8 protein-coding genes are annotated in these 13755 nt (G+C 46.9%); 3 read left to right on the top strand and 5 right to left on the bottom strand.

What is annotated here, in order from left to right; translation table 11 throughout:
• Window positions 1-4: 4 nt before the first annotated feature.
• The 5 genes from ACYVE4_RS31270 to ACYVE4_RS31250 form a co-directional block, all read right to left on the bottom strand.
• Window positions 5-829, bottom strand: coding sequence for an HpcH/HpaI aldolase family protein (locus ACYVE4_RS31270; protein ID WP_461044357.1), 825 nt, complete (start codon window positions 827-829; stop codon window positions 5-7).
• Between the two features lie 113 nt (window positions 830-942).
• The gene (locus tag ACYVE4_RS31265; protein WP_461044356.1) at window positions 943-1461 is read right to left on the bottom strand and encodes a YfiT family bacillithiol transferase; all 519 of its coding nucleotides are present in this window, start codon (window positions 1459-1461) and stop codon (window positions 943-945) included.
• A gap of 42 nt (window positions 1462-1503) precedes the next feature.
• Entirely contained in the window at window positions 1504-3756 is a 2253-nt protein-coding gene (locus tag ACYVE4_RS31260; protein ID WP_461044355.1) for a hypothetical protein, read from the bottom strand.
• 380 nt (window positions 3757-4136) lie between these two features.
• Window positions 4137-6365 (bottom strand): hypothetical protein, encoded by a 2229-nt coding sequence (locus ACYVE4_RS31255; protein WP_461044354.1) that lies wholly within the window; start codon window positions 6363-6365, stop codon window positions 4137-4139.
• A 104-nt stretch (window positions 6366-6469) separates the two neighbouring features.
• Window positions 6470-8728 carry a ligand-binding sensor domain-containing protein gene (locus ACYVE4_RS31250; RefSeq protein WP_461044353.1) on the bottom strand — a complete coding sequence of 753 codons (2259 nt, stop codon included), beginning with the start codon at window positions 8726-8728 and terminating at the stop codon, window positions 6470-6472.
• Window positions 8729-9293: 565 nt separating this feature from the next.
• Between ACYVE4_RS31250 and ACYVE4_RS31245 the strand changes: the two genes are divergently transcribed.
• The 3 genes from ACYVE4_RS31245 to ACYVE4_RS31235 all read left to right on the top strand — a co-directional run bounded on the left by ACYVE4_RS31245 (window position 9294) and on the right by ACYVE4_RS31235 (window position 13675).
• Window positions 9294-9839 carry an RNA polymerase sigma factor gene (locus tag ACYVE4_RS31245; protein WP_461044352.1) on the top strand — a complete coding sequence of 182 codons (546 nt, stop codon included), beginning with the start codon at window positions 9294-9296 and terminating at the stop codon, window positions 9837-9839.
• A gap of 145 nt (window positions 9840-9984) precedes the next feature.
• Window positions 9985-10182, top strand: coding sequence for a hypothetical protein (locus tag ACYVE4_RS31240; protein WP_461044351.1), 198 nt, complete (start codon window positions 9985-9987; stop codon window positions 10180-10182).
• A 91-nt stretch (window positions 10183-10273) separates the two neighbouring features.
• Window positions 10274-13675, top strand: a complete 3402-nt coding sequence (locus ACYVE4_RS31235) for a SusC/RagA family TonB-linked outer membrane protein (RefSeq protein ID WP_461044350.1) — start codon at window positions 10274-10276, stop codon at window positions 13673-13675.
• The last annotated feature ends 80 nt before the right edge of the window (window positions 13676-13755 follow it).

Here is a 13755-nt window from a genome sequence, read left to right as displayed (position 1 = left end):
ACCCTCAGATAATTAGCGACGCAGTAGAACTTGAATCGTAGCTATCGCCAACGGCGTTTTTAATAACCGTCAAATCCTGGCGCAAGCGTTGACTGAAAAGCGCAATGTCGAAACTGTGGACAACGATATTAGCGCCTTCCTGTATCCACTTGATCTGCCGTTCGGGCTCAAGCGAGAAGTGAATGCCAATGGCTAATCCTTTCTGACGCGTTGTATGGATAATCGTTCGTACAGCAGCTTCAAAGTCAGGGTGATCATATTGCTCGGGTAAGCCTAAACTAACCGATAAATCGTGCGGACCAATGAACACAGCATCGAGACCCGGAACGGATAACAATGCATCGAGTTCATTCAGCGCGGGCACACTTTCAATGTTGGCAATGCTAATATGATCGGCGTTGTACGCGTTGATGTAAGCCTCCATCTCCGGCGACAGCGTTTCTTTCCCGGTCAGGTAATTCGCTAATTTTTCACCTTTCAGTGGCCGATACTTCGTCGCTCCTACCAACGTTTGAATCTGCTCAACGGATTCGAGATAGGGGGCTACAATACCAATGGCTCCCCCGTCGATGGCCTGACAAGCCAGATACGGATCAGGACTCGGAATTCGGACGATGGGTGTAATGTCATATGCCCGAAACTGCTGGCAAAGTCGTGCTAATTCCGTACGATTCAACGGAATATGCTCCGTATCTAAAAAAACGAAGTCGAGGCCAATCTGCTTCACCGCTTTCGGCCACATTGGCCCGGTCGATGTCATGCAGGTGCCGTAAACGTTTTGGCCGTTTTTGAGCTTTTGAAGCAGGCTGAAATTTGATGAATTGCTCATTAGAAAGGCAAGGGATTAGGAGGTCGACCGACCCTGGTTATACTACTCCCCTGCTTTTCATTCAGACTATTTTACCGATGATTAAATTCTGGTAAAATAGTCTGAATATGTATCTAACTGAGTGCTAGTTTAATATGAGCCAAATGGTGTTGAACGTGCCAGGCCGACATCGCTAATGCCTGCGCCTGCGTAAACGTAAGCTGCCGAACAGTATGGAAATAGGTAATCGCTAACTGCTCTTCCGTCAGCGATTTAGCTAGCCATATGTAACGCCGTGTAATAGCCTCAAACATTTCCAACGAATCAGTAATTGGCGCTTCGGTCGAATCAGAAGTAGCGGCCCAGCCGTTCATGTTAATTAGCGTAACGTTTTCGTAATCAGGCTCAGTCAGCGCCTTTTTCATTCGTAGAAAATGTAACATCTGAATATCGGCTACGTGATGTACGAGCTGCTGAACCGTCCAGCTACCTTCCCGGTACGTTTTCGTTAAATCATCAGGCGATATGTTTTGAACTAACTGACGGTACGTAGCGGGACTAGTTTCAATAATGGCAATGAGCTTAGCCAGTTCGTCTGCTGAATACGTATCCTGCATGGCAAACGGCCCGATGGGATATTTACGGTCTTCCATATTAGTAAAATGAATTAAGTCCGTAAGGTAACGCCATCATAGTCACTTCGCAATAGGACCGCTAATCACCCCTAAATAGCGCCCCATCCAGTAAGGCAACAGGAATGAATCGCCCGCACTAAGTTCACTGACGACTTTACCCGGTCGATCCAATTTAAAGAGATTGCGATTATGCTTTAGTTCGGGCCGTTCGTCGGGAGGGAGCACTTCTTTGGTGGTTTGTCCACGGAAATTTTCGGGAATCAAATCAATATCGTTTCGATGGCTATTCATGATTGGCCACTCGATCATATCCAGCGGAAATTCTTTGAGATACCAGACGGTTTCGGGTAAGTCGAACGTTTTGGCACCTGTCATACCGTAACAGAGATTCCAAAGGCCGTCTTTTTCAGGACGTTCGGCTTGCCAATGATCTTTGATGGCTTTACGGTAGTTCGCTTTCAACTCGGGCGTGAATGCATAGCGATAGAGGGGCCAATACGCCAGAAAATACATTTCATCGTCGGAATGATTCCAGCCTTCGGATAGCATTTTTGCCCACTCGTCGGACCCTTTTGGTGCTTTCCCGATTTCGCTCATGGGCCGCATCAGATTTTCCAGATAGCCATGTTTCTGCATCAATTCATAGGCTTTCTGTTTGTAAATCGGCTTGCCCGTAAAGTGATAAGCCGCCTGTAAAAATCCGACTATATTCGACGAATTGATTTTCCGATCACCGACCGACGTATGAAACCCATTGACATAAACCGGATTCCACTTGGCCCAGAGCGTTGGTTTTCCATCGACATCCAACAAATACCAATCGTTTCGGATAATGTTAGTCATCAAACTGTCGATCAGCCCAATAGCCCGTTTTTTCACATCGCCATCCAGTAGTTCGGCCAGCAACGTAAGGCTAAACATCTGCCCTACTGTCTGATCGCTGCTGGTCGTTCCCCGCCAGTCCCATTGAGGGTCTTTTGCGTGATTCCAGCCGTTGGTCAAGCCACCGTCCCAGGCTTTGGCTTCAAATTTATGATACCCCTGCCGTTCGAAGCCACGCGCAAAAAAGCCATTCATGTTCGTAATGCTAAACAGGCGTTCCATAGCTTCGAACGACTCAAGACAATTCGCTAATGCTTCTTTGTCGCCCGTGACTTTATAGCGAAACAACTGGCTCACCAGATACATCGACGTCCAAAGATTATCACTATCTCGCTGGCCCATCTGCGCCGTCGATAAATCGCCGTTCTGAATGACCGTTACATCGCAGTTAAACCCGTACCGAATGTGCCGCTGACGAACCTGTTTCTCATAGATAAGCGCTTTCTGCTCCAAAGTCATCGGTTCGAAATGAATTTCACCTAACCCTTTGTCGGTCAAAACATTTATAGTATTTTCTGCTCCCTCAGTGATCGCAATAACTGACTTCCCAGGCAACCAGCGTTCGCCAAAATAGTAGTTAAATTTTCCATCGGGACGTAGCATAAAGGCACCCATCGTTGAACCAACCCATAGGTTACCATGAGCGTAATTGATAGCAGTTATGTTTGTACAGGGAAGCTTTTGCTGAATGGCACCAATTGGTTTGAATGAAGTAGCATCCAACACCTGATAGCCATCATGCGTACCGAGGTAAATCTTATTCTGAGCGATGACAAAACAAGCCAAACCGGATTGCTGATACACGGTTTCGAGCGATCCTCTTTTTACGTTCAGCCAACTCAATGAGTGTTTACCCAATACCCAAAAACGATTCTTAGCGGCTTCATATCGCAAATCGATGGCTGTATCCTGAGCCAGTGTACCTTTCCAGACGAATTTATCCGCCTGCCATAGGCTCAGCCGAGTTCCATCCGAAACCAAAAACGCAGATGGCTGTCCCGACTCCGTAACATTGTTTGAACAGAACAATCGGGCAGCCGGCATATTATGTTGAATAAACAGTTTTCCAGCCCATGCATTACTCAAAACGGCCGTATTATCGAGATAAACAAATTGATGCGCATCCAACCCTAACCCCGAAATCTTTCGGTCGGTTATTGGGCGATAGGAACGATCAGCCGACAACGTTCCGGGATATTGAAACTGCCCGCCCGATGATCGTAATACCCCTTTCGAGGAAAGTATTTGCGTTACGCCGTTCCGATCCGTACAAACCGATTTTAACTGAATGGTGCTATCCGCCGTGTAATATTTGACGCTATAATCCTGTAGGTAAGGAACGTCTTTATAAATCGATTGGGCGGTGGCAACGAGAGGGACGAGAAAAGTACAGAATAGACTGTGAAACAGCCAATTCGCTTTAGGCTTCATACAGTTGGTTGACACGTTTTTTAGAGCTAGTACAGTCAATAAATATGCTTCTTTCTGTTGATGGGGCTAATTGATTGCAGAAATAAACGCCTGATTAAACTCTATCAGACCACTGCTTATTGATTTGAATTAAATAACCGCTGAACTCCCGTGTCAGTGCGGCCGGCGTCCCGGTCCTCACAGACGCCTGTGCGTCAGCCAAGGCGATCCTCCGGTAAGGGGCCTGTGAGGACACAGGCCCCGGAAGTGGTATTAAAACCGTTTCAGCGGTTATGAAGCATTTCTCCCTTTTTCTCATATCCACAGCTAAAGCAGTGGGCTACTAATCAGGTATTTTTCCTGCAAATCGATAAGACGCGCTCTCGCTCATTCACGCTTAATTACCGCATCGGTGCACTAATTACGCCCAGATAACGACCCATCCAGTAGGGCAATAGCCAAATGTCGCCTGCGCTATGCTCGGACGTTCCATTGCCACGGGCGCGATCCAGATTAAACGTATTACCGTTGTGTCGTTGAATAGGCGTCTCGGCTGGTGGGAGTACTTCTTTGGTAGTCTGTTTGCGGAAATTATCGGGTAATAGTTCGATGTCTTTGCGGTGACTGTTCTTGATCTCCCAGTCGATCAGATCGAGTGGATACTCTTGTAAATACCAGATAGCTTCAGCTAGATCGAAGTTTTTGGTACCAGTCAAGGCCGTAAAAATATTCCAGGCACCATCTTTTTCTGGACGTTCAATTTCCCAATGATCGATGATCGCTTTTTTGTAATTTGCCTTGAGTGCGTCATTGAAGGCATAGCGATACAATCCCCAATAACCGACAAAATACATCTCATCGTCGGAGTGATTCCATCCGTCCGACATGTGTTTGCTGTGTTCATCGGCATCTTCAGGGGCTTTACCAATGATTTTCATGGGCCGCATCAGGTTCTCCAGATAGCCATGCTTCTGCATTAGCTCAAACGCCTTCTTTTTGTACTTTTCCTTTTTCGTGAAATGATAGGCCGTTTGCAGCATTGCCATAATATTGGACGAGTTCAGCTTGCGATCGCCGACATTAACTGGGAAAGCATTTACGTATTCAGGATTCCATTTGCCCCATAATGTCGGTTTTCCATCGAAGTCAATCAGATACATATCATGATTGAGAATATGGCTCATCAATGTGTCGATCAGGGTAATAGACCGGCTCTTTATATTTTTATCATCTATCAATTCGGCCATCGCGCCAAACGCAAAAATATGCCCGATCACTTCGTCGCTGCTCGTGGTCGATTTCCAGTCCCAATTCGGTTGGGGTGAATGTTGCCAGCGTTCGGTATCGTGTAGTTTACCAATGTAGCCCGCCCGCTCGAACGACCGTGCCGGAAAACCGGGAACCGGCGTAACGGTATACAATCGTTCCATCGCGTCCAACGATTCGCGGCAGTTTTGCAAGGCTTCTTTGTCTTTCGTGACCGCATACCGGAAAATCTCACCCGCCAGATACATCGACGTCCACAGGCCATCGTTGTCCGAATCTTCCATATAACCCGTCGCGATGTTTCCTTTCTCCATTCGTACCAGCGATGCGTTGAAGCCATTCCGAATATGGCGCTGACGTACCTGAGCATCGTACAATTTCGATTTGTCGTACAAAGTCATGGATTTGGATTCCAGTTTTGTCAGTCCAGCCGTGGTTAGCAGCAACACGCTATGGTCGGGGCCCATGGCAATCTCCGTTACGTGATTACCCGGTAACCAGCGTTCGCCATTGTAGTAATCGAACTTGCCATCGGGCCGAAGCGAAAAAGCACCTTCTTTCGAACCAAACCAAAGTTTTCCATTCACTTCAGCCACGGCTGTGATATCCGTTACGGGTAATTTCCGATGAACAGCACCAATCTGTTTCTTCGTCAGTGGATCCACTTCCAGATACCCATCCGACGTGCCGATAATAACTTTCTGGCTCTTTGTCGACAGGTCAAACGACGTGAAATCACTTCCCTCAAAAACCTTCGTCAGTTTGTGTTCCTTACCCGAAAGCATGTATAACGACTTCTTTCCTAGTATCCAGAATAGATCTTTAACGGGTTGGTAGCGAATCCGAACCGCTTCATCGTCAGGGATAACACCTTTCCACGCTACGTCAGCCCCTTTTACCAGATGAAGTGCTTTTCCATCTGAAACCAAAAAGTTAAAATCAGCACCGCCAGCAAACAATTTCGCTTGTGGAAGCTGATGCTGAGCAAATAATTTTCCGGCCCACGCATTGCTCAATACCGCCCGATTATCGAGATATACGATTTGCTGATCATACACGCTAACAGCCGCCAGTTTCATATCCGTAATCGGGCGATAGGTTCGGTCAGGTTGCAGCGTACCGGGCATTAGAAACTGCCCGCCCGATGGGCGTAGCAATCCATCACCTGACAGCATCTGAATTACACCATTCCGGTCGCAGGCTATTCCTGTAAGGCTTGCATCAGGCTTGTTAACGTAGTATTTAACGCTGTATTCCTGTGCAAATGGTTTGTCCTGATAAACGGACTGCGCCCATGCGGGAACAATCGGAATGAGGTATAAAGCCAGTAATTTTAAGGTTGCATTAAACATTGGTAATCGCATAAAAGATATTGTTTTGGCACTTTCTAATAATCAACTAATAAGTTCTAACTCCCGTATCTGTGCGGCCGGCGTCCCGGTCCTCACAGACACGGGAAAATCGCGGGTTATTGAATCATCTTTAAATAGCGGCCCATCCAGTAAGGCAGCAGCCAGAACACAGGTTCGCGCTCAATATCGGGCGTACCATTTACGGCGGCCCAAGGATTTTTATCCCAACGTACCACCGTTCGGATACTAGCCGGAGGCAGTTCGCTTACCTGAAGTTCATCGAGTACGGGCGTCCGAATGATCTGAACATCTTCTCGTTTGGTATGATCAACCGTCCAGTTCACAAGATCGAGAGGTGTATCGACAAGGAAATCAACCGATTCGCGTAATTCGACTTGTTTGTTCCGCGAATAGCAGTAGAGGAAATTGATGAGCGGATTTTTGTCTTCTTTCCGTTGTTCCAGCCATTGATCGATGTGCTTTTCGTAGAATGCCAGCAGTTTGGGGTCTTTTTCGCAACGTAGCAGAATTGGATACACATAAGCCGCCAGCATGACATCGAAATAAATAAACCAGGCCGGATTCTGGTTTTTGATGTTGGCCATATTAGCCAGATAGCCTTCCTTATCAATCAGATGCCGATACTGCTGTTCATACTTTCGTTGGCCTGTTACGTGATATGCCAGTTTTAGAAACGACAGTAGCTCCATCGAATTCTGGCTTCGGTCGGGCGCCCAATCTGGGTCGCGGTTCAGCTTATCCGGCGACCATACTCCCCAACGCGTGTGCGTACCGTCAATATCGGTCAGGTTGAAATTGTGCGCAATCAAGTGGTCAACGATACGGGCTACGTGCTGGCGAACAATAGCTTTTTCGGCTTCATCAGCAACGAGTTCGTAATAGATATAATAGCCCATCATGTGGCCACAGAGTTCATCGCTGCTGGTATCGCCTTTCCAGCGCCACTTGCCATCTTTCGATAATCGCCAGCGAACTTCAACGGGCTTAAAACGTGGCTCTTTCACCAACTCGTCGGCCTTTTCTGTCGCTGAATAGGTGCGGTTATTATCATCGACGGTCGTCCAGTTGGCGGGTACGATCGTACGGGCAAAAAAGCCATCGGTGCCCGTCACTTCCTGAAGCAGTTTCAAAAACTGAAACGCTTTTCTTGCTTTCTCCTTAGCATCCGGGCTTTTGGTCGCTGCATACCGAAAACACTCCATCGCCAAATAATTAGCCGTGTATTCACCATCGTTGTCATCATCGTCGGGAGCCCATTTAGTCGTGTCGCCTGCTACAATTAGCTTGCACTGGCCAGCAATCCACGGGTAGCGGATGTGTCGCTTCATTAACACATCGTAAAAATAATCCTGCTTCTGCGCCAAGGTCATTGACCATTTTCGGATAGCACTGACGCCTTTGGCTGTTGCTATCCAGGCCGTTCCCTGGTCATCAAACGCAATGTCATTCACGCGGTCATCCAGTAACCACCGACGAGTGAATCGCAGGGAATGGCTCCCATCAGCCTGATAGCGCACTACGCCCACGTCTGTACCGACCCACATAGTTCCATTGGGCGCCCGCTCAACGCAATTAGCGTAAATAGATGGGATTCCTTTTTTGGGCGTATAGGTTTGTATTTTCTTATCCTGATTTAGCAGCGTTACACCTCCCAAACCAGCTGCCCAAAGATTCTGGCGTGTATCAATAGCCAGCCCTTTTACCGAGGCACTCAGGAGTTCGTCATTTTTCTGAATGACCTGCGTTTGCCCATTCGATACGTGATAAAGCCCAACATCGGAAGCAATCCAAAGCCCACCAGCATCATCCGAAATAGCACTACGTATTGAACGTGGTAGCTTATACGTCATTTTCTGACTACTTTGATTTGTAATTAACCAAATCTCGTTGGGCCCTAATGCGTAGACACCTTCTTTTGATGGACAAATGACAGAAATAGGCGATTCTGGTCCCTCGATCCGTTCGGGCTTACCATTTTTATACCGATAAAGTCCATTCCACCCGGCGAACCACACGCCCTGTTGTGCATCTATGGCTACTGAAAAAGCTGGCCCATTCTCCGTTTCGGGTAACACATTCACCCAATTCGACTGATTTTTTTCTTTCTTAAATGCCCCCACCGATGTAACCGCCCATATATTGGACTGGCTATCAACAGCAATGCTACGTACCTCAACGGCTTGTCCATTAACAAGGATCGGGTAAGGTTCGTGGTATTCCTGCTCAAACGATTTGTCCTGATAGGCTAATCCACTGCGTACTGTGATGTCTGTACCTGTATCCCCCCATCGGCAGGCACTGCAAAGCAGCCAGACAGCCATAGCAAGCAGATATTGATGATAGGATCGGAGCATATTGATCGACAGTAGAGACTGAATGGAACGCGGTTCGTTCAGCTGTTATACGCTACAATCCATTCATCGGGCTATTTCGAAGCCGTGAATTTCAGAGAAGAAAGGCCAGGCAGGGCGAATAGAAAAGCAAAACCCTACTCTCAGAAATCAGGTCGCAAATGGATAGTTAGTAGGAAACAGTGAAATTAATCACCACTGCGCAAATTGAGGGTATTTTTACGCAATGTGCGAAATTTAATTAAAATTATGGCTTCTATATTTGTTAGAAAGCTAGCCAAAAGGCCGAATTATATTTTGCTCACAAGGCTATATTAAGAGAATATAAAGGATTTATTACCATTTACCCAAAAATCCTTTTGACAATATTACCCAAATATTATTTGGATAATCAACTTGAATAAGTAATAAAATTTCTATAAACTAGTCTATTTCTCAATTAAAACTAGCTTATAAATAAACGTGTCGATTGAGAATCAAAATAGGATCATACCCATACTATGACCTGCAGTTCGATGACATTTTACCAGTCCGTTTCATTGTACTACGACCTTACTATTCCTACAGTATGACTATTAATTGTACGCTCGAATCCATCCTCAATAAAGTAATTCAAGGTGATCAGGCAGCTTTTGCCAAACTGTATCGGCATTATCGAACGCCCGCACTGAAGTTCTGCACATCGCTGCTGAAAGACCCCGAAGACGCTGAAAACATGGTGCACGACGTCTTTATAAAAATCTGGGAGCGTCGTACGACAATTAATCCAAGTTTGAATTTCAATTCCTATTTATTCACTTGCCTGCGCAATTTGGCTTTCGACCATCTGAAACAGGTGGAAAAGAGCCAGCTCCTCAAACAACGGTACATGGAGCGTATGCAAACCATTCATAATGACCATCCCGACGATCAGGAAGCCCGCATCCAATTGCTTCAGACGGCCATCAGCACCTTGTCGGAAAAGCGAAAATTGATTCTGCGTATGAATGTAGAAGACGGTAAATCCTATCAGGAAATTGCAGAATTGCTGCGTATCTCCAAAAACACCGTCAAAAATCAACTCGTCAAAGCCAAGCAGCTCCTGCGCGACAAAGTTGACTTTGCTCTTATCTAGCGTTTTGTCTTGCCGATAAAACGTGATCTACTGCATTCTGATTACCAATCCACTCCTCTGCATCACAAAAAATTAACACGTTATCTGATAGTCCTTTAGCAGTCTCCATCAGTACTATGAAAAACTGTTTAACGGATGAACGATAATGTCAACTCATGGCAGCCGCTATCTAATCGAGCAGGTACTTAACAACAAGCTGTCGAGGGCAGAACTTGACGAATTCTTAGCGGGCCTGCACGACGAAGCTAGCATAAAGGCCTATTCAGACGCACTGGAAATTCATTTTAACGAACTGCTTAACCAACACAATCCGCAGCCCGAAGCGGATGAGCCCGCTGACTAAAACCCTCAAACTACTAGTCTGACCATCAATCCATTAGCTTTTAAATTTCTCCTGTGAATTATAGTAAACCTTTCATAACTGATTACAAAGCATGAACGCAACTTCTACTTTTCAGTTGACCCTAAGGCATTTCCTGACCATCGCACTTCTGGTTAGTATCTGCTTTTCGCACACGCTGGCGAAAGATAAACCGACGAAAACCATTACAGGAACGGTTACGCTAGCCACTAACAATCAGCCGATTGCGGGTGCCAATATTCTGATAAAAGGCACGCAATTAGGGACCGTTACCGACCAGTCGGGTAAATATTCCATCACCGTAAACAACGACAAAGCCGTACTCGTCTTCTCATTCATCGGCCATAAAACGCAGGAGATAGCCGTTGGCAGTCAATCAGTTATCGACGTAGCATTGGCAGAAAACAACGAAGTCCTTGGTGAGGTTGTCGTAACCGCTTTAGGTATCAAGCGGGAAGCCCGCTCGTTGGGTTATGCAGTAGGTGAAGTACAAGGCAAAGACCTGAGCCGGATTGCACAGGAGAACGTACTGAATTCGCTGGCTGGCCGGGTGCCGGGCGTACAAATTAGTTCGACAGGGCCATCGGGTTCTTCAGTAAGCATGATTATTCGGGGTGCTAAATCGCTTAATACGGATAACCAACCGCTATTTGTGGTTGATGGCGTACCCATTGCCAACTCGCTTAACAACGTCAGTCAGATTGGTAGCGATAACCGTGTGGATTACGGAAATGCCATTTCGGATATCAACCCAGAAGACGTTGAGAATATTTCGATTCTGAAAGGCCCAAGTGCAGCGGCTCTATATGGCTCACGGGCAGGTAATGGCGTCGTACTGATTACGACCAAAAGTGGTTCACGGGCGCAGAAAATGACCGTTTCGATTACGTCAAACACGGTGTTTGACCAGCCCTACCGATACCTCAAAATGACGAAGAACTTTGCCACGGGTATTCTTCCCTTTACGCCCGATGCAAACCCATACCCAGGCGGCATTCTGCAAATCGACGAAAGTTCGGCTGGTGGTATCGGTCCACAACTTGACAAAGGGTATAGCGCTATTCAATGGAACAGTCCAACCGATGCTAACGGCAATAAAGTGCCACTTCCATTGGTTTCGCATCCAAACAATATCAAAGATTTTTTCCGTACAGGCCTTACCAGCACGAACGGCGTTTCGATTTCGAACAACTCTGAGAAAGTAACGTATCGGTTGTCGTATTCCAACATGAGCAGCCGGGGTATTGTCCCGAATTCGGATTTGTTTAAAAATACACTGGCACTTAACACAACGGTTCGGGTTAGCAACAAGCTGAGCTTGAGTACCAACCTGGATTTCAGCCGAAGCAATTCAAACAATCGTCCTGCTGGCGAACGCGGTACGAACCCCATGCAGTGGGCGTATGCAGTCGGTTCGCACGTCGATATCAACGATCTGCGCGACTACTGGGTACCAGGTCAGGAAGGCATTCAACAGAAAACAACCAGCAAGGGTAATTACAACAACCCCTGGTTTCTGGCCTATGAAGTCAATAACAGTTTCGTGCGCGACCGTGTATTTGGTAACATGAAAGCGGAGTGGCAGCTTACCCCCGACATCAAACTGATGGGCCGCTATGCACTGGATACGTATACCGAACAACGCGAAACCAAAATCGCCAAAAGTTACACGGGTGAACCCAACGGTGCTTACGGATTGATTAACCTGAAACGCTACGAACGGAATGTCGACTTCCTGGCTACGTATACCAAGCGATTCAACGCGCTAAGCCTGGTGGTATCGGCGGGTGGGAACGACCGCTATTCGCAATCATCTGACATCAGTACAAGCAGCCGGAATGGAGCGGGGCTGATTATTCCGGGATTATATACGATTCAGAATATTTCACCAAATAACCTGGTGTACAATAATTACCTCTATAAAAAGGCAATTTACAGTGTTTACGGAACAGCGAATTTAGGCTATAAGGACATGATCTATCTGGACCTGACCGCCCGAAACGACTGGTCCAGCACGTTACCCGCTAACAACCGTTCCTATTTCTACCCATCGGCTTCGTTGAGCATGCTGGTGAACGAAATGTTCCATCTGCCGAGCACGGTTGATATGCTTAAAGTTCGTGCCGGTGTGGCGCAAGTTGGTAATGACGCTAACCCGTATAGCCTCTACCCTACCCTGGGTGATGCTGGTGCCTGGAATGGTGTTACACGGTTATCGAAACCAGGAAGTATTTTACTGCCTGAATTGAAGCCGGAAATCGCTACGTCTTACGAAGTGGGTATTGACTACAACATGTTGCGGAACCGACTCCGATTCTCAGGAACGTACTATGTATCGGAAAACCGCAACCAGATTCTTCCTTCTCAGATTGCGTCGTCGTCTGGTTTTACGACCAAAAACATCAACGCTGGCTTACTTGAAAGCCGTGGTGTCGAACTCTCATTAGGAGGTACAATCATTGACAAAGGCGGTCTGCGCTGGGATCTGACCACTAACTTCACCAAGAACGTTACGCGGATAAAAGAGTTAGCACCGGGTATTCCATTCTACACGCTCTGGACTGACGCCAAAGGTGGTGCCTGGACATATGTAGGCGATAAAGTGGGCGATATCTACGATGCCGAAATCATTACGGTAACCGACCAGAACTCAAAATATTACGGCTATCCGATTTTGAACGGCGATGGCTCGTGGCAAGCTCGAAGTGCGAGTACGGTGAAAAACAAAATCGGCAACTTCAACCCGGACTTCATTCTGGGCGCCCAAAGCTCGCTATCTTATAAAGGCTTCACGCTGAACTTCTCACTCGACTGGCGGGCAGGTGGTGACTTTGTATCCCAAACGTATCGGTATTCTGAGTCGGATTTGCGGTCGCAGCGATTCCTGGATAACCTGATTAATCCAGGTGGTCGTACGGGTGATGCGTTGCGGAACTGGTTAGTCGAAAATCAGGATCAGTACATCAAAATCCACGGAAACTATTTCCCAATTGTGGGCGGTCCAACGGCTGAGTATGGCGGTTACCCATTTGAATTTGGTGGCAAAACATATGCTTACGGCGTATTCAACCCAGGCGTAATTGCACAGTATGATGCACAAGGCAACATAACTGGCTATACCGAAAACCTAGGGGGAGCGGGCACTAAAATCATACCATACGGCGACAACTATCCGTGGGATTTTACACGTGCTGCTACATTCGATGCTTCGTTTATTAAACTCCGGGAGATTTCGCTCGGCTACGATCTACCTGCGAATTTCGTAAAATCGATTGGCTTACAGAGTGCCAACTTCTCGGTATATAGCCGCAACATTATTCTGTGGACAGCGGCTAAAATCAACATCGATCCTGAAATGGCTTTCCAGCCACAGGCGGGTGCTCAGGCTGGTACGCAGTTTAAACAAGGTATCGAACGCTATAACGTAACGCCCTGGGTTATTCCGGTTGGTTTCAAACTTGGTCTCACGTTTTAACTAAATGGCATGGAGCAAAGGGCTTGGGGTTAATTTTTAACCCCTCTACCCGAAGCCCTCTGCTAAAAAAATATTCAGAC

It is taken from the genome of Spirosoma harenae, from assembly GCF_054776975.1.
Note: the sequence above shows the minus strand (reverse complement) of the source record. Positions and strands in the feature narration are given on the sequence as shown.

Excerpts from the sequence above, each read along its gene's own strand:
- ACYVE4_RS31270 (WP_461044357.1), bottom strand. The coding sequence starts at position 829 with ATGAGCAATTCATCAAATTTCAGCCTGCTTCAAAAGCTCAAAAACGGC.
- ACYVE4_RS31265 (WP_461044356.1), bottom strand. The coding sequence starts at position 1,461 with ATGGAAGACCGTAAATATCCCATCGGGCCGTTTGCCATGCAGGATACG.
- ACYVE4_RS31260 (WP_461044355.1), bottom strand. The coding sequence starts at position 3,756 with ATGAAGCCTAAAGCGAATTGGCTGTTTCACAGTCTATTCTGTACTTTT.
- ACYVE4_RS31255 (WP_461044354.1), bottom strand. The coding sequence starts at position 6,365 with ATGCGATTACCAATGTTTAATGCAACCTTAAAATTACTGGCTTTATAC.
- ACYVE4_RS31250 (WP_461044353.1), bottom strand. The coding sequence starts at position 8,728 with ATGCTCCGATCCTATCATCAATATCTGCTTGCTATGGCTGTCTGGCTG.
- ACYVE4_RS31245 (WP_461044352.1), top strand. The coding sequence starts at position 9,294 with ATGACTATTAATTGTACGCTCGAATCCATCCTCAATAAAGTAATTCAA.
- ACYVE4_RS31240 (WP_461044351.1), top strand. The coding sequence starts at position 9,985 with ATGTCAACTCATGGCAGCCGCTATCTAATCGAGCAGGTACTTAACAAC.
- ACYVE4_RS31235 (WP_461044350.1), top strand. The coding sequence starts at position 10,274 with ATGAACGCAACTTCTACTTTTCAGTTGACCCTAAGGCATTTCCTGACC.